The organism is Bacterioplanoides pacificum, from assembly GCF_042648445.1.
Taxonomy (GTDB): domain Bacteria; phylum Pseudomonadota; class Gammaproteobacteria; order Pseudomonadales; family Oceanobacteraceae; genus Bacterioplanoides; species Bacterioplanoides pacificum.
Genome location: NZ_JBHRYB010000013.1, coordinates 176,908 through 192,002, shown reverse-complemented (window position 1 = coordinate 192,002; position 15,095 = coordinate 176,908). Strand labels below are relative to the sequence as shown.

16 protein-coding genes are annotated in these 15,095 nt (G+C 54.3%); 8 read left to right on the top strand and 8 right to left on the bottom strand.

All coding sequences use genetic code 11. The features are described 5' to 3' along the window. Positions 1-145: 145 nt before the first annotated feature. Both ACFOMG_RS12075 and ACFOMG_RS12070 read right to left on the bottom strand, forming a co-directional pair. Positions 146-814, bottom strand: a complete 669-nt coding sequence (locus ACFOMG_RS12075; RefSeq protein ID WP_376866935.1) for a glutathione S-transferase — start codon at positions 812-814, stop codon at positions 146-148. 142 nt (positions 815-956) lie between these two features. After that, complete coding sequence (locus ACFOMG_RS12070; protein ID WP_376866934.1) at positions 957-3,266, bottom strand: methyl-accepting chemotaxis protein; 2,310 nt, start codon at positions 3,264-3,266, stop codon at positions 957-959. A gap of 140 nt (positions 3,267-3,406) precedes the next feature. Here ACFOMG_RS12070 and ACFOMG_RS12065 point away from each other — a divergent pair, with 140 nt between their 5' ends. Beyond that, the gene (locus tag ACFOMG_RS12065; RefSeq protein WP_376866932.1) at positions 3,407-3,640 is read left to right on the top strand and encodes a hypothetical protein; all 234 of its coding nucleotides are present in this window, start codon (positions 3,407-3,409) and stop codon (positions 3,638-3,640) included. Between the two features lie 55 nt (positions 3,641-3,695). Here the strand turns inward: ACFOMG_RS12065 and ACFOMG_RS12060 are convergent, their stop codons facing one another. Genes ACFOMG_RS12060 through arsC form a run of 4 tightly spaced genes read right to left on the bottom strand, consistent with a single transcriptional unit; the run spans position 3,696 to position 5,517 of the window. Then, positions 3,696-4,142, bottom strand: a complete 447-nt coding sequence (locus tag ACFOMG_RS12060) for a YtoQ family protein (RefSeq protein WP_376866931.1) — start codon at positions 4,140-4,142, stop codon at positions 3,696-3,698. Between the two features lie 24 nt (positions 4,143-4,166). Further along, positions 4,167-4,562, bottom strand: a complete 396-nt coding sequence (locus tag ACFOMG_RS12055) for a DUF2069 domain-containing protein (protein WP_376866930.1) — start codon at positions 4,560-4,562, stop codon at positions 4,167-4,169. After that, on the bottom strand, positions 4,559-5,167 hold the full coding sequence (wrbA, locus tag ACFOMG_RS12050) for an NAD(P)H:quinone oxidoreductase (RefSeq protein WP_376866929.1): 609 nt from the start codon (positions 5,165-5,167) through the stop codon (positions 4,559-4,561). The genes ACFOMG_RS12055 and wrbA overlap by 4 nt, the downstream gene beginning before the upstream one ends. Then, a complete protein-coding gene (arsC, locus tag ACFOMG_RS12045; protein WP_376866928.1) occupies positions 5,167-5,517 on the bottom strand; it encodes an arsenate reductase (glutaredoxin) in 351 nt (116 codons plus the stop codon). Before arsC ends, wrbA begins: the two co-directional genes overlap by 1 nt. Before the next feature lie 81 nt (positions 5,518-5,598). On the opposite strand from arsC, the gene ACFOMG_RS12040 reads away from it, so the two are divergent. The 4 genes from ACFOMG_RS12040 to ACFOMG_RS12025 all read left to right on the top strand — a co-directional run bounded on the left by ACFOMG_RS12040 (position 5,599) and on the right by ACFOMG_RS12025 (position 9,951). Then, a complete protein-coding gene (locus ACFOMG_RS12040) occupies positions 5,599-6,792 on the top strand; it encodes a YihY family inner membrane protein (RefSeq protein WP_376866927.1) in 1,194 nt (397 codons plus the stop codon). A 45-nt stretch (positions 6,793-6,837) separates the two neighbouring features. Further along, positions 6,838-8,199: a DUF3422 family protein gene (locus ACFOMG_RS12035; RefSeq protein ID WP_376866926.1), complete on the top strand. Its 1,362-nt coding sequence runs from the start codon at positions 6,838-6,840 to the stop codon at positions 8,197-8,199. A 174-nt stretch (positions 8,200-8,373) separates the two neighbouring features. Further along, positions 8,374-9,054 carry a hypothetical protein gene (locus tag ACFOMG_RS12030; protein WP_376866925.1) on the top strand — a complete coding sequence of 227 codons (681 nt, stop codon included), beginning with the start codon at positions 8,374-8,376 and terminating at the stop codon, positions 9,052-9,054. Between the two features lie 39 nt (positions 9,055-9,093). Continuing rightward, positions 9,094-9,951, top strand: a complete 858-nt coding sequence (locus tag ACFOMG_RS12025) for a DUF6268 family outer membrane beta-barrel protein (RefSeq protein WP_376866924.1) — start codon at positions 9,094-9,096, stop codon at positions 9,949-9,951. Here the strand turns inward: ACFOMG_RS12025 and ACFOMG_RS12020 are convergent. Next, complete coding sequence (locus ACFOMG_RS12020; protein WP_376866923.1) at positions 9,934-11,841, bottom strand: DUF885 domain-containing protein; 1,908 nt, start codon at positions 11,839-11,841, stop codon at positions 9,934-9,936. The genes ACFOMG_RS12025 and ACFOMG_RS12020 overlap by 18 nt on opposite strands. Positions 11,842-11,890: 49 nt before the next feature. Next, positions 11,891-12,094, bottom strand: a complete 204-nt coding sequence (locus tag ACFOMG_RS12015) for a transcriptional regulator (RefSeq protein WP_376866922.1) — start codon at positions 12,092-12,094, stop codon at positions 11,891-11,893. 109 nt (positions 12,095-12,203) lie between these two features. Here ACFOMG_RS12015 and ACFOMG_RS12010 point away from each other — a divergent pair, with 109 nt between their 5' ends. The 3 genes from ACFOMG_RS12010 to prmB all read left to right on the top strand — a co-directional run bounded on the left by ACFOMG_RS12010 (position 12,204) and on the right by prmB (position 15,094). Further along, the gene (locus ACFOMG_RS12010) at positions 12,204-13,076 is read left to right on the top strand and encodes a DUF4892 domain-containing protein (RefSeq protein ID WP_376866921.1); all 873 of its coding nucleotides are present in this window, start codon (positions 12,204-12,206) and stop codon (positions 13,074-13,076) included. An 8-nt stretch (positions 13,077-13,084) separates the two neighbouring features. Beyond that, on the top strand, positions 13,085-14,101 hold the full coding sequence (locus ACFOMG_RS12005) for a patatin-like phospholipase family protein (protein WP_376866920.1): 1,017 nt from the start codon (positions 13,085-13,087) through the stop codon (positions 14,099-14,101). Positions 14,102-14,170: 69 nt separating this feature from the next. Then, positions 14,171-15,094: a 50S ribosomal protein L3 N(5)-glutamine methyltransferase gene (prmB, locus tag ACFOMG_RS12000; protein ID WP_376866919.1), complete on the top strand. Its 924-nt coding sequence runs from the start codon at positions 14,171-14,173 to the stop codon at positions 15,092-15,094. Position 15,095 lies beyond the last annotated feature (1 nt).

Sequence of the window (15,095 nt, the reverse complement as noted above, 5' to 3'; positions counted from 1 at the left end):
AAACCAACTCCGCTGAAGACGGCGCGATTTTATCAGTTTGGTTGGTGGCTTTGGGGGTGGATTTGTAAATTGCTGCAACAGAACCCGCCATTGAGTGGCGAGTGACTATCCGCCAGCTGAGGGCTGGCGGATACGCTTTCGGGGTTCAGGCGTAGTCGTAAGGGCCCCCTTTCTGCAGTGCGGTCTGGTAACTTTCCAGTGCCTGTACCTGATCCACAAAGCGGGCGATGTTCGGGTAATTGCTGCGGGCTGCCCCACGACTGAGTGCGGCTTCCAGTGGGAAAATCATCTGATAGTCTGCTGCACGGCGTTGTTCACCACAGAACCAGGTGTGGTTTTGCAGGTGATTTTCGATGTAATTCAGGTGTTTTTTCAGATTAGGTCCGGAGTAAGCCGCTTCGGCTTTATCGGCGATGGCTCGGGCAATAGGCTTGATAAAAAACGGCATGGGGGCGGTGCGGACTTTTTCGAATACCAGCGTCATCACCAGCAATGGCATCAGCGATCCTTCGGCGTAATGCAGCCAGTATTTATTCGGCCAGTGATCGGCCTGGTCGTCTGCAGGCATCAGTGCCTGGTCAGCGGATTTACCCGCCAGGTATTCGATGATAACTCCCGATTCTGCCAGTGTCTGGTCGCCATCGGTGATGACTGGTGACTTGCCCAGCGGATGAATCTGCTCCAGCGCCTTAGGTGCCAGTGAGGTATTGGCATCACGCTGATAATATTGAATGTCGTATTCCAGTCCGAGGTCTTCCAGCAGCCAGATGATACGTTGTGAGCGGGAATTATTCAGGTGATGCAGGGTGATCATATCAGTCTCCGTTGTGACCAGGGTGGGGGAACCGGGTCAGTATGCAGAGTCTGATGGGTCTCTGCCAGTGTTATAAGTGCTGGCGGGCGACACAACCGCCCGTCAGTGTCACAGAGCGGCTGCGCCTGAGCCGGCGCTGACTTTAATAACGGAACTGGCCTATTTGTTGTGTGATATCAGAAGCCACCTGATCAAGTTCACCGCTGGCGTTCTGGATCTGGGAGGCGGCTTCCAGAATGCCATCCGACAGATCTTTTACGTGGGTGACATTACGATCGATTTCACTGGTCACGGCACTTTGCTCCTCGGCAGCAGTAGCGATCTGGGCACTCATTTCTTCGACCTGGTCGATCAGAGCGGATACCTCATCCATCTGATTGGCGGTGCTTTCCACTTTCTCCATGGTGTTCTGGGTTTCACCGTGGGAACTTAACATCGACTGCTGTACGGCACTGACCTGATTCTGCAGCGATTGAATTTTATCGCGGATTTCATCGGTGCTCTGAGCCGTACGGCTGGCCAGAGTGCGAACTTCATCGGCCACGACGGCAAAACCGCGTCCTTGTTCGCCGGCCCGGGCGGCTTCGATGGCGGCGTTTAATGCTAATAAATTCGTTTGCTCGGCAATGGTCTGAATCACATCGAGTACGGCACCAATCCCCTGACTTTCCTGTTCCAGTTGTTCCATATTGGTGATGGCGGTGTGCATATTTTCACTCAGCTGATACATGGTCTGACGTGCTTCGCGAGACATCGCCTGACTGTCTTTTACCCGCGAGCGGGTGTTGCGCATACTTTCGGAAGCCAGCTCGGCATGTCCGGCGACTTCGGCAACAGAAGCGCTGACTTCTGTGGTGGCGGTGGCGGCCGAATTTACTTCCGCATTTTGCTGGTGTACCTGATCAGCTGTGCGGGCAGTTGTGTCTTTCATCAGGGTCGAGTTGCGACTCAGGGTTTCAGCGGTTTGCTGCATATGACGGAAAAAATCCGATAACTGGCTGAACAGCTGATTTAATGCCTGGCCAAGTTCCGCAAATTCATCGTTGCCCTGGTCGCGGAACTGGGCGCTGAGCTGACGTTCTCGGGCGATGGTGCGGATTTGCTGGATAAATGAATCAATCGGGGCGGTCACCCGTCCACCAATCCAGACGCCAACCCCGGCAACCACAACAATAATCACCACGGCCAGTAGCAGAGCGCTTTGTGTCATACGGCTGGTCATTTGTTCTACCCCGGCAAACGCTTCGGCCGCGTCTTTTTCGCTGATCAGTGCCCAGCGGCTGCCAAGAAACTCGATCGGAGTATAGGCTGACAACACCTCGACACCGCGATAATCGGTTATGGTGTCGTTGCCAGACTGGCCATTTAAAGCCAGTTTCACCGTGCTGGTAGAAATCGGTTGAATGCCAATGGCGCTGTTACGTAACTCGATTTCCCGAATCAGCTGTGAATCGAGTCCGGCATTTTTCAGGCCCGTCAGGTAGGCGGATTTATTTTCAATTAAAAAGCGGCTTTCACTGCGTAATAACGTATCGCTGCCAACCAGATAACTTTCACCACTGCTGCCAAAACCAACTTCCTGCCATTGCTGATCATTGGTCATGATGGCGTTAATTTTGTCGATCGGCATCTGAAAAATCAGCACACCGCTGAGAGTGTTTTGATTAAAAACAGGGGTGGCGATAAACGCAGCGGCAGCGCCATAGGATGGCAAATACGGTTTAAAGTCGGCAAACGCTGCCTGGCCTTCGGGCAGGCTCAGTGCCTGGCGATAAACGTCGGCAATGGCGGTGTTGGCATAAGGACCACTTTTTAATGACGTGGCAAAATCCAGTTCTTTAAACACCGAATAAACGATATTGCCCTGCTGTGGGTCGGCAATAAAAATATCGTAATAGCCGAATTTTTGCAGAAAATCATTCAGGTAAGGGTGCAATTGCTGGTGTAGCTGATCGTAATCAGAATCATTGTTGCTGGCTGATAACTGATTTTTTTCGCCCAGTGGGTGGCGGTTGGCGGCAATATAATCGCGTTGTAATAAACGGCCGGTATCACTCACTTTATTCAGTAAACGCTCCGGGTCGGAGGATGTATTCTGATTCAATTCGCGAAAACGGGCGTCAAACTGATCGCGATAATAACGGCTGAGCTGACCCTCGCCACCCACCACCTGAGTCGGGTAGTCGTTAAAAGCCTGCTGCAGTTGCTGACTTGATTGCCGGATCAGCGGACTTTTAGCCAGCGATACAATCTGAGACTGAAGTGAGGTCAGATAACGTTCGATCGATTTACGGGTGATATCCCGCCGGCTGATCAGGCTGTCGACCACTTCTTTTTCAGCATTTTCGCTGGAGGTGCTTTCGGCAATGCTGTAGCTGATCAGGATTGCGGCAAGTGCGGCGATGATAGCGGTTATTGTGACGGTGGCAATAACCTGGTGTTTGACTTTCATAGGCGATCCGGGTGCTGGTTGGGTCGGGCTGTTCAGCCTTTGGTATTAAGATTAGAATAAACCCCGGAGTTTTCATGGCGATATGCCATAGATTTGTAACAGTGCCGCCGTTAACAAAGGCAACATTAGGAGTAACCGCTATGTCACGTATTGAACGCGATTTTTATGCCCGCGATGAACAGGATCAGCAGGATTTTCTTACCCAGACCTGGTGCAACAACTGTATGGAAGCAGACCTGGGGATGAAAGAGCCGCAGGAATACGAGCTGGACGAGGTGATTTATATCGAAGGAAAATGTCAGAAATGTGGTGAGCTGGTGGTCACCGAAATTGCCGATGACAGTACCGATGGTGATTGGGAAGACGACGATTAATAACCCTGAGTGTTTGCGGCGCTGCCAGGCAGTCGCCGCAAGCGTGGGGCCGCAATTATTGGTCGCGGTTGATATATTGCAGAATTTCCACCACCTGCTGTGGTGTTTCGCAGGTCGCCATGGCGGCGGCATCCACTTCTTTCAGCGGGTGGGTCAGCGAAGGGTCGTGTTGTACGATCAGTGACTTGCCCAGCGCTGCGGCATAACCGGCATCGAACGCCGCATTCCACTGTTTGTATTTATCACCAAAACGCACAACCACAATATCCGCATCAGCAATCAGTTTGCGGGTGCGCAGAGCGTTAATTTTGGCGGCTTTATGGTCTTTCCAGAACGGTGTGTCTTCGGCACCGAGTATCTCATCGCCACAATCATCAGAGGCTGCATGATTGGTGTTAGGGCCGGTGAGTTCAACCTCAAGACCGGCTTGTTGTACACCGTTGGCGATGGCTTCACGCCAGTCAGTATGAATTTCTCCAGATAAATACACGGATAATTTCACGCTCAGATCCTGTTTTTTAAAGGGTTAATCGGTTGGTTGCTGATCCGCTTTTTTCCAGCGGGTAAACAACATGCTGCTGATAAATAAACTGCTGCTGGCCAATACCAGTCCCCAGCCCCACAGAGAGGCCCCCGGAGTAAAGGCTAATAATACCGCCAGAATGAAATACAGCATCGACATATAACTCAGCCAGGCCGATGCTTTGTGCGAACGTCGCAACAGGCCCGGAATAAACAGCAATAAAGGTAAAACTTTAAACAGCCAGATGCCGAGGCCGGCAACAATAAACATCAGTGTCGATTCGATATTTTGTGGCGGATTATCAAACGTCGAAACGAGCAGGATGATGGCGGTTACCAGGTAGCTGCTGAGCATAAAAGAAAATGCTTTGCCGGTATGGTTACTTTCTGCCGCCGTCATGGGTTTTCTCCATTCAGTCGTTGCGCCAGGGATGCAATACGTTTGCCCTGTGCCCGGCACAGAGCAATTTCTTCGCGGCTGAGATCGTGCTGATTATTCTGGCCCGACCAGTGACTGGCGCCGTAAGGTGTGCCACCACTCTGAGTTGCTGATAAACCCGCTTCGCTGTAGGGAATGCCGGCGTAAATCATGCCGTGATGCAACAGTGGTACCAGCATGGTCATCAGTGTGGCTTCTTGGCCGCCATGCAGTGATGATGAAGAGGTGAATGCGCTGGCTGGTTTATCGATCAGGGCACCGGTCAGCCACTGATTGGTGGTGGTTTCGAGGAAATATTTCAGCGCGGCGGCCATATTTCCAAACCGGGTCGGGCTACCGATGATCAGACCGGCACAGTGTTTCAGGTCGTCCTGGCTGCAATAGATGGCGCCGTCTTCCGGTACCACAGGATCACTGGCTTCGGTTGCCGGCGATACCTCGGGCACGGTGCGGATACGGGCCTGCATACCGCTGACCTGTTCCACGCCCCGGGCGATCTGCCGTGCCATATCGGCGGTTTTGCCGTGGCGGCTGTAATACAGCACTAACACATACGCGTCGCTCATCAGATGATCTCCAGCACCTGCTCCGGTGGGCGGCCAATACGGGCCTGATCACCATTTACAACGATCGGACGTTCGATCAGTTTCGGTGAAGCGATCATGGCGCTGATGATATCGTCGTCGCTCAGGCTGGCGTCGGCCAGGTTGTGTTCTTTATAGGCATCTTCTTTGCTGCGTAATAATTCACGCGCACTGATGCCGAGTTTTTTCAGCAGTGATTGAATATCGGCTGCTGATGGTACCTGCTTCAGGTATTCCACCACCTGAGGTTCGATGCCTTTTTCCTGCAGCAATGCCAGCGTCTGGCGGGATTTGGAACAACGAGGATTGTGGTAAATCTGAATTTCGCTCATGCTGAAGCATCCTGTCGATGAAAAAACTGGCGGGCAGTATATCATTGCCGACGTTATTAAACCTCACTCTCAGGGACGAGCATGAAATCCGTTTTGCCCGAATTGATACGTTCACAGCGCTGGCTGCAGGTCATCCTGGTCAGTCTGCAGCGCTTTGAAGCTCAGCAGCGCAGGCGGGATGCCGCCGCGTTAACTTACACCACGTTATTTGCGCTGGTACCTGTGATCACCGTCAGTTATTCCATTCTCAGCGCGATACCGGCATTGCAGCAATGGGGCAACCAGGCGAATGAGCAGTTGCTGGCTTATGTTATGCCGGAGGGCAGTCAGGCGATATCGGCGTATTTAACCGAGTTCAGCCAGCAGGCGCGACAACTGACCTGGGTTGGGGTGGTGTTTTTGTTTGTCACCGCTTTTATGTTGTTGCGTACCATCGAAGCGCAGTTTAACCGCATCTGGAACGTCAGCCAGCCGCGCTCCGGGATTCAGGTGTTTCTGCGTTATTGGGCGGTGCTCAGCCTCGGGCCGTTATTGTTCGGGCTGGCTTTTGCGGCGTCGTCGTTATTGGCCTCTGCCCCGCTATGGACGGATACCGCCGCTCAGGTTCCGGGCATTGCCCGGCTGGTTCCCTGGGGAATCAGTGTGCTGGCGTTGTTGTGCCTGTATATGCTGGTACCGAACTGTCGGGTGCCCTGGCGGCATGCGCTGGTGGCTGCATTATTGGTTGCCAGTCTGTTTGAACTGGCGAAATACGCGTTTGCTCGGCTGATGGGGCTGTTTCCATCGTACCAGCTGATTTATGGCGCGTTTGCGGCGGTACCGCTGTTTTTGCTGTGGATGTATTTCAGCTGGAACCTGTTAATTTTTGGTGCAGAACTCAGCTTTGGCATTGGTCATGTACAGCAGCGTGGCCATGATCGCCAACCGCTGGTGGTGCGGTTGCAGGCGTTGCGCACGTTACTGGCTGCGCAGCAGCAGGGTGAGCCGCTGACGCTGGTGCAGTTGCAGCAGCAGCTGAAACACTGCCATGCAGCAACTCTGGAGCAATTTACCGCACTGGCTGGCCAACAGGGCTGGCTGAAAATATCCGAGCAGGGCGAACTCTGTTGGATTGCGGACCTTCAGGCGCTCACTCTGGCGGCACTGGTGCAGGACCAGACTGTGGCTCAGCTGAACCAGATCCGCACCGATGATGCGGCACTGCAGCGTTGGCTGAAACAGCTACAGCAGGGGCAGCAGGCAGCATTAGAGCAAGCTGTTGCTGGCCTTATGTAAAGAAATGTGGCTAAAATGCCGCGAAATTTTTCAGGATCAGGTTTCATGAACAAATCTATTCAGGAAACTCACGCGGATGTGACTCACCAGGATCAGAGCCCGGACATCGGTGCTTCATCGCTGACACTAAAGGTGCACCCGTGGCGTTCAGCTTTGTATGAAGAGCTGCACAACCGGCCGTCTCCTATTATTCATGGTAATTGTCAGGTCGCTCATTTTACTGTGTTGCTGAACGATAACCGCGAAGCGTTGCATAACCACGTGGTGGATTTGTGCAAACGCTTTTGTGTACCGGCGCCGGGGCCTGAGTCGTCCTGTTTGTATCAGGATTTTGGTGGCTTTGAATTGCGCTGGGAGCGCCACCTGGAATTTTCTAACTTCACGTTTATTTGTCCGGATGTGGAACCGTTTTCACCGGATGCGCTGAACTTTATTCCCAAAGACTGGCTGGCCAGTATCCCGGGTGAACTGGTGGTGGCGGTACAGATGGCGGTGGTTGATCAGCTGCCGGAAGGTAAGGATCTGCACCACTGGTTTGAAGGTCAGCGGGCGGCCGGTTGTCAGGTTGCTGATGAAAAGGCCCAGGTCTGGACCGCGTTTAAACTGCACAACGATGGTTTCGGACGCATCGTAACCTGTAATCAGGGGCTGACGCCGTATCAGACCGGACGTCTGGTGCAGCGTTTGTTTGAGCTGGAGACCTATCGGCTGATGTCGCTGATGGCGTTGCCGGTGGCGCGTGAGCTGGGCAGTGACTTGGGGCGCATCGAAGAGGGTCTGGCGCGGCTGAACGAAAGCATTTCAGACATTGATGACGACGATAAAGATGAACGCATCCTGCTGCAGGAATTATCTATGCTGGCGGCGGACGTTGAGCGTCATCGCTCCAATACCAATTTCCGTTTTGCCGCGTCGGTGGCTTACCACGATCTGGTCCATGACCGCCTCGACCAGTTGCGGGAAACTCCGATTAACGGCGTGCAGAGTTTGCGGGAGTTTCTTGAACGGCGTTTAACTCCGGGTATTAAAACCTGTAATTCAGTACGTGACCGGCTGGAAGATTTATCACGGCGCATCCACCGTACCACCAGCATGTTGCGCACCCGGGTTGAATTATCGATTCAGGAACAGAATCAGACGTTATTGTCGTCGATGAACCGCCGCAGTCAGCTGCAGTTACGGTTGCAGCAAACGGTCGAGGGGTTATCGGTGGTGGCCATCGGTTATTACATCCTGGCGTTACTTGGCATTGGCTTCGACGGCGTTAAAGCCGCAGGCATCGATACCGTTAATTCCGATCTGTTTAAAGGTGTGGCGCTGCCGCTGGTGCTGGGAGCGGTGTATTTTGGGGTACACCGGGTTAAGCGGCACATCACTCGTACCAGTCGCCGGCCGGAGTCGCAATAATCTTGTCGGGCGGCAAGCGCTGTTGCCTGACGGGACAGAGATTGCCGCTGCCGATGCCTTTTCTCCCTCTGGCTTGCTGTTAATACGCTCATTGTCTGCCTGGCCCGGCTTTTGCTGGCTTGCTGCTAACCGCGCAGTTAGCTGCGCCCACACGTCAGCTTTCAGGGAGCGGCTATGGATATTTCAGCGACAGCCTCTGCAGTGCACACCAGTGGCGCCAACGAGACACACAACAGCACCACCGAAGCGGCGCCGGCCAGCAGTGCCGGCGGCACCAGCCGCAGTGGCGAAACGGCGACCGAATGGCATTCCGACCGTTTTATTGACCGCCTCGATGCTCAGACCCGGGACCGGGTGTCTTTGTCTGCCCGGGCACAGAAGCTGGACAAAATTGCCGCCGACTTCTTCTCCGGCACCATTCGCTCCGATCAGATCCCGGCACTGACCCAGCGTCTTTTTCAGGATGGCCTGATTTCCGGTGATGAATTTCGTCAGCTGGGCGGCAGTGCCGCTCAGCAACAACAGGTATCTGCCGTTACCGAAGCCAGCCATTTTCTGAATGACTATATCCTGACTCAACCGGCTGGCGAAGAGCGTCAGCAGGCGCTATCGCTGCTGGCTGTTATTGAATCAATGAATGCGCCGCTGACGGCGCATAAGCGCCAGCAGGAGCAGCAGGCTCTGGCGTATGTCAGCGACTATACTGAAACCCTGAAAGAAAACGGTGCCCCAGCCGATATCATTAACGGTTTCGAAAACGTTGCTGAGGTGCTGGAAACGCTGGACAAGGTGCGTAACAGCGAATCCCGAACCGGCGCTATGGCCAGTTATGGTGATGTCAGCAGTGCCTTTTAATGCCGCTCAGCTGCCGTGTTGACTCTGTGAGTGCCGACTATGACAAAGTATGCCCGACGATTGTTTCTGATATTGATGTTGCTGCCGCTGTCACCGGCCTGGTCGGCCGCTGTGCTGCTGTCCAGCGAAGGTCCCGGCTCACCGGATGACGGTGCCGGTAGTGAGTTTGCCAGTCGCCAGATCAGCCTGACGTTACCGCTGGCGCAGCAGAAACAGGGCAGTGAGCAGCTGCACAGTTATCTGCATCTTGATCAGACCCGGTTTGAACTGACGGGCACCAGCGCCGCCCAGAGTGATTATTTCTGGCTGTCGCTGCCGCTTCGGTACCAGCAGCAGCGCAGCCATAACACGGCATTTCTGGTTAATGCTGAAGCTGGCCTGATGACCGACCTGAACAGCCTGAACTCGGAGTCCGTGGGGCTGAACCTGGAGCTGTTGGCACGACGGTATGTGGCACTCGGCCGGCGCTCCGACAAACAGGCCTACTGGCAGTTCGGGGTGGTACTCGACCGGGCTTTTGGCGATTATTCACCACGTCCGGCACTGATGTATTCCTGGCAGTTAAGCCCGGCAACCCGGGTGTCGCTGGGATTTCCGCGTACTCAGGTGCGCAGCCGCTGGGGCCGCGATTTTACGGCGTACCTGCATATCCGCCCGGCTGGCGGTGTCTGGCGTGAAGAGATTAAGGGGCAGGACGCTGTGTCCAGCGTCAGTTACCGTAACTGGCGGGCCGGGGTCGGAGGCGAATTTCACTGGCGCAGCCGGTTATGGCTGGTGGCGGAACTCGGTCAGACCCGGTTGCGCACTCTGACCGCTGACGATGCCAGCGGTACCCGGGTTGTTTCCCGCCCGGGCGATGATGTGTATACGCAATTTGGTTTACGGCTGCGCTTCTGAGGTTTGTTCTTTGCTGCTGGCGCGCTGCCGGGCTATCTCTGCCTGTTCTGCCACCCACTGATCTAACAACTGGCCGGCTACCGTGACGGGCACGGCCCCCTGACGTAATAACGTGCTGTGAAACGCCGCGTCATCAAAAACCATTCCCTGCTTTTTAAAGGCCAGTTCGGTGCGGATGTGCAGTTGTTGTAATTGCTGAAACCCTGACCAGCGAGCCACGGCCATGGCCGGTTGTTGCAGCAGCCGGGTGACCTGGTGCTGCGCCTGTGTCTCGCTCAGTCCACCCTGACGTGTCAGATAGTCCAGCGCCTGCAGGCGGTTCCAGCCTTTTGCATGAATACCAAGGTCGGTGGCTGCCAGGCTGGCGGCCTGCAGCAGTTTCAGTCTGACCGCTAGGCGCAGCCAGGGGTTGCTGGTATCGAATACCGAGGTCAGCTGTTGGGCATATAACCTCCAACCGGGGTTAAAGTGACCCAGGTAGGGCTGGCTGCGAAAATCGGGAAGGTCATCATTTTCCTGCGCCAGTGCGTATTGCAGATGTAAGCCCGGCACCGCATAAGCTGCGTTACTGAGAATCATGTCAGCGCGGCTGAATGCCTGGCTGAGTTGTGGTCGCCAGTTCAGTAATGCGGCCTGGCCGTTAAAGCCCGGCTGATACGTAAATGCCGGTTGAGGCCAGGAAGTGCGGCCACTGAGGCGGTTGATGGCCAGAGCTGAAGCGGGCAGCAGGGTAAAATGGAAAGGCAGTTGAGCTGCCAGCTGTTGCAGTGTATCGCGTTGGTAGTCGGTTGGCTGTGACGGTGGCTGCAGTAACGGATCCTGTGATGTCTGTTGTGGCAACCAGGCAAAAAAGTCGGCCAGTTGCTCACTGACTGATTTGTTTGCTGTGCTGAAACCGAGCAGCCGGGCCTGGTCCAGTAACTGCTGGATCAGGTCGGCACCTTGTTGTTCAGTTTGTTGAAACAGCTGGCTGGCATCGAGTTCGGTCTGGGCGTGAAAGTTCAGCAGCAACTGGTAATACCGCATGCCCTGATTGTGTTCCAGTAAGGCGGTGTGAGCACTGGCGCTGTTCAGCTGGCGTTGCAGTTCGGCGGCAATATTGCCATACGCACCGGCTGCCTGGCGTTGCAGGGCTTTGCGCATTTTGCTGAGCAGAATTTTTTCACTGGAGGGGTATAACGTCAGAGCTGCCAGTTTGGTGTTGAAATCCTGCCACAGCAAGCCTTCGCCCTGACGTGCCTGTTGCTGATGCTGGCGTGCTAAGGCCAGATTGTCACTCAGACTGCTTTGCAATAACGGATAGCCGGACTGCTGCCGTTGTTGCAGTTGTTCCTGCCAGCGTTGCATCAGCTGTGGTAAGGCTTCAATCCGGCTGATGTAATCGTGAGCGTCTTCTATATTCCGCAGTGGATGGTGATTCAGCAGAATATCGTCAACCTGAAAAAGCAGGTTATTGTTTTCAGCCAGAGGGTCTGCCAGCAGGTTGAGTGGTACACGCAACAGGTCAAATTCCAGCTGATTGAGCAGTGTCTGGTAACTGGCCTGGTTTTGTGGGGTTAATGCCGCCTCATCGATGGCTTTCAGGCGGTTACGCAACACCTGAAGATCGGCACTGCGTTTGTCCTGGGCTTCCGGCGACAGATCGTCCCAGCCGAACTGCCCCTGAATCCCCAGGCGACTGGCCAGTATCGGGCTGTTTTCCAGTTGCCAGCTGCTGTAATCGGCAAATACGTCGCTGGCTGTCGTATTGGCCTGTTGCTGCTGCTCTGCGCTGAACGTCTGTTGTGGTTCGTTATCGCCGGATTTCGCCGGCAGCAGCTGGCAGGCGGTTAATGGCAGAAAAAAACAACAGGCAACCAGCGTACGGCGCAGCCCGGGGGAGAACAACATAACAACTCGCTTGTGACGATCAACTGTGAAACGCCACAGTGTAGCAAAATCAGCGGCGTAAATCCGGCATCACCAGTGGCGACTGGTTGGCAGAAAAGGTGTGTTTGCTGATGATGTTATAGACATATCCGCACTGATCACAATGCACCACATAAAACCAGGGCGTGCCGTTTTTGGCCGTTTCATTTGCGGCTTTGGATACGATGTGATCGATTCCCTGACACTGGCATTCGGGGCATTTGGGTTGAGCCATGTTAATCTCCATAATAATCTGCGGTGGCAACCGGGTCTGACAGTATAGGCAGCCCGTATGATTGATGACAGACTGTGTCTTTTAGTTCCTGAACGGTAAGGAAAAACCTATGCGCCTGCTGGTGTTTATTGCTTTAGGGGTCAGCCTGGCGGCGACTGCGGCCCAGTCGCGCCAGATTGAACCATTTCCGTCGTCACAGCTGGTGGAGGAAAAACGCTCAGCTCCCGGGCATTACCGTCTGGTGTTGTCTGAGCTGAAACGCACCGGAGCCAAAACTTATGGCGAACAGGAGCGGCGCCTGAGCGGGCAGCTCTGGCGTCGTTATTGGGCTGTTGATGACAGTTTCTCTCTGGATGAGGTGGGGGCGTTTTTTGATCGCCAGTTTAAGCAGCTGAATCTGCTCTATCAGTGTGTCGGGTTAGATTGTGGCAGCAGCCATTTCTGGGCGAACCAGGTCTTTGACAATGGCCGGCTGGTTGGACGGGAAGCTAATCAGCGTTATTGGGTCGGGCAGCGCCCGACAGCGGATGGCCAGACTGAAGTCTGGGTGGCGTATGTGGTACAGCGCGTCTCTCGCCAGGTTTATGTGGCCCTTGATCGGCTGATGACCGCTGAAACGGTCAGTCGGCAAGTGGTCAGTGAGCAGTCAATCAGTGCCGCGTTACGCCAGCATTACGGTTGGTTGCCGGGACTGGTGGTCAATGAAGGCTCGTTGGACCAGTCGCAGAGTCAGGCTCTGCTTAACGTGCTTAAATCACTGCCGGGGCGGGATAAGCGCCGTTTATACCTGATGGTCCATTGTTACGATGCCAGTGATATGGCGAATAATCTGCGTTGTTCTGAGCGCCTGGCTCAGCAGTTGCGGGTTGCGACGTTTGATGGTGAAAGCGAACTGAATATATTAGGTCAGGGGGCGTTAACGGCGGCACCGGATGACGGTGTTGCGCCGGCGTTGCGCTACGTTTTCTGGCCTCAGCGTTAAGGACTATTATGAACGATCAGCATAAAAGCCCGGATATTGCCGTCCGGGAAGCGCGTTGTGAGCAACCCCAGCCGCCGGCAAAAACCGTTGCTTTGTGCCTCGGCAGCGGTGGTGCCCGGGGTTATACCCATTTTGGTGTGATTGATGAGCTGCAGCGTCGCGGCTACCGCATTGTGTCGATTTCCGGCTGTTCGATGGGGGCTATTGTGGGTGGCTTTTTTGCTGCCGGTAAACTCGAAGAGCTGCGCCAGTGGGTTAATAGCCTGAGTTATCTCGAGGTGCTTAAACTGGTAGATTTCAGTTTGTTGTCTAATGGTGCCATCCGTGGTGACCGGGTGTTTAATATTTTATCCGGTATGCTCAACGGGGTGCAGATTGAAGAGCTGGACATTCCTTTTACGGCGGTGGCTACCGATCTTACCCATAAAAAAGAAATCTGGTTTCAGAATGGCTCCCTGCATGATGCAATTCGGGCATCGGCTGCTATCCCCAGTTTATTAACACCGGTGATGTCGGGGAATCGTATGCTGGTGGACGGCGGGGTGCTTAATCCGCTGCCGATTACGCCCTGTGTATCGGCGCATGCGGATTTTATAATGGCGGTTGATCTGAACTGTGATGTGCCGATGCCGGATGATTTTATGCCGGAACCTCAGCCCAGCGAAGAGCAAAAAAATGACTGGTTTAACACCGTGGTCAGCAATGCGCTGGATAAAGCGGGGCAATTACTGGATAAATGGGATAACAGTCGCAAAAAGCCAGAGGATGTTGCTCATGAAAACCTTGGCAAACTGGAAATTCTTAACCAGATGTTTGAGGTGATGCAGGCGTCTTTATCGGGCTTTAAAACAGCCGGTTATCCACCTGAGTTATTGATTCGTATGCCGGCGGAGTGTTGCGAGTTTTACGAGTTTTATCGCGCCGATGAAATGATCCGTCTGGGCCAGCATATTGCCGCCAATGCGCTGGATGCGTTTGAGCAGGGCAGCAGCAGTCTGTACGGCGAAGGGTTGCTGCGACGTTAGGGGAAACAGGGTACACTATCGCGCTTTTGAACCGGGCAATTCCGGCTTATTGACCAAACAGGATAACGCGTGACTGCATTACAGCCTTTATCCCTGGCGCAGCAAAGCCAGCAAGCGATTGACGAATTATTAACCCTGCAGGATATGGTGCGCTGGGCGATCAGCCGGATGACTGCCAGCGGAATTTATTTTGGTCATGGCACGGATAATCCTCAGGATGATGCGGTGCTGCTGGTGACCCATGCATTAGATCTGGCCTGGAATCAGGCGGATCAGTGGCGTGATTGCCGCCTGACGCGGGATGAACGTCAGGCGATTACCACGCTGGTACGCCGCCGTATCGAAGAACGTGTTCCGGCGCCTTACCTGGTCGGTGAAGCCTGGTATTGTGGCCTGCCATATCTGGTTGATGAGCGGGTCTTGATTCCGCGTTCACCGATCGCTGAGTTGATTGAGCAACAGTTCCGCCCCTGGCTGAGTGATCAGCCGCAGCGCATTCTCGATTTGTGCACCGGCAGTGGTTGTATTGGCATTGCCTGTGCGATGCAGTTTCCTCAGGCGCAGGTGGAATTACTGGATTTGTCGTTTGATGCGCTGGCTGTGGCAGAGGCCAATATTCAGCGGCTGGAGGTTGATGACCGGGTAATGGCGCTGCAGTCGGATTTATTTTCTGCGGCCAGCGGCCGTTATGATCTGATTGTTTCTAATCCACCTTATGTCGACGCCGATGATATGGCGTGTTTGCCCGATGAGTTTCATCATGAACCAGAGCTGGCGCTGGCTGCCGGTGATGATGGCCTGGACCTGGTGCACGTGCTGCTTAAACAGGCGCGCCAATACCTGACGGACGACGGAGTGCTGGTGGTTGAAGTGGGTAACAGCTGGCCGGCACTGGCGGCGGCTTATCCGCAACTGCCGTTTCAGTGGCAGGAGTTTGAGCGCGGTGGCCATGGGGTATTTGTGTTAAAGGCTGCCGATTTAGACACGTTATAAC

Coding starts and splice junctions, on each gene's coding strand:
- wrbA (WP_376866929.1), bottom strand. CDS start 5,167: ATGAGCGACGCGTATGTGTTAGTGCTGTATTACAGCCGCCACGGCAAA.
- ACFOMG_RS12025 (WP_376866924.1), top strand. CDS start 9,094: ATGACAAAGTATGCCCGACGATTGTTTCTGATATTGATGTTGCTGCCG.
- ACFOMG_RS12020 (WP_376866923.1), bottom strand. CDS start 11,841: ATGTTGTTCTCCCCCGGGCTGCGCCGTACGCTGGTTGCCTGTTGTTTT.
- ACFOMG_RS12010 (WP_376866921.1), top strand. CDS start 12,204: ATGCGCCTGCTGGTGTTTATTGCTTTAGGGGTCAGCCTGGCGGCGACT.
- ACFOMG_RS12030 (WP_376866925.1), top strand. CDS start 8,374: ATGGATATTTCAGCGACAGCCTCTGCAGTGCACACCAGTGGCGCCAAC.
- ACFOMG_RS12070 (WP_376866934.1), bottom strand. CDS start 3,266: ATGAAAGTCAAACACCAGGTTATTGCCACCGTCACAATAACCGCTATC.
- ACFOMG_RS12035 (WP_376866926.1), top strand. CDS start 6,838: ATGAACAAATCTATTCAGGAAACTCACGCGGATGTGACTCACCAGGAT.
- ACFOMG_RS12075 (WP_376866935.1), bottom strand. CDS start 814: ATGATCACCCTGCATCACCTGAATAATTCCCGCTCACAACGTATCATC.
- ACFOMG_RS12005 (WP_376866920.1), top strand. CDS start 13,085: ATGAACGATCAGCATAAAAGCCCGGATATTGCCGTCCGGGAAGCGCGT.
- ACFOMG_RS12015 (WP_376866922.1), bottom strand. CDS start 12,094: ATGGCTCAACCCAAATGCCCCGAATGCCAGTGTCAGGGAATCGATCAC.
- ACFOMG_RS12055 (WP_376866930.1), bottom strand. CDS start 4,562: ATGACGGCGGCAGAAAGTAACCATACCGGCAAAGCATTTTCTTTTATG.
- ACFOMG_RS12040 (WP_376866927.1), top strand. CDS start 5,599: ATGAAATCCGTTTTGCCCGAATTGATACGTTCACAGCGCTGGCTGCAG.
- arsC (WP_376866928.1), bottom strand. CDS start 5,517: ATGAGCGAAATTCAGATTTACCACAATCCTCGTTGTTCCAAATCCCGC.
- ACFOMG_RS12065 (WP_376866932.1), top strand. CDS start 3,407: ATGTCACGTATTGAACGCGATTTTTATGCCCGCGATGAACAGGATCAG.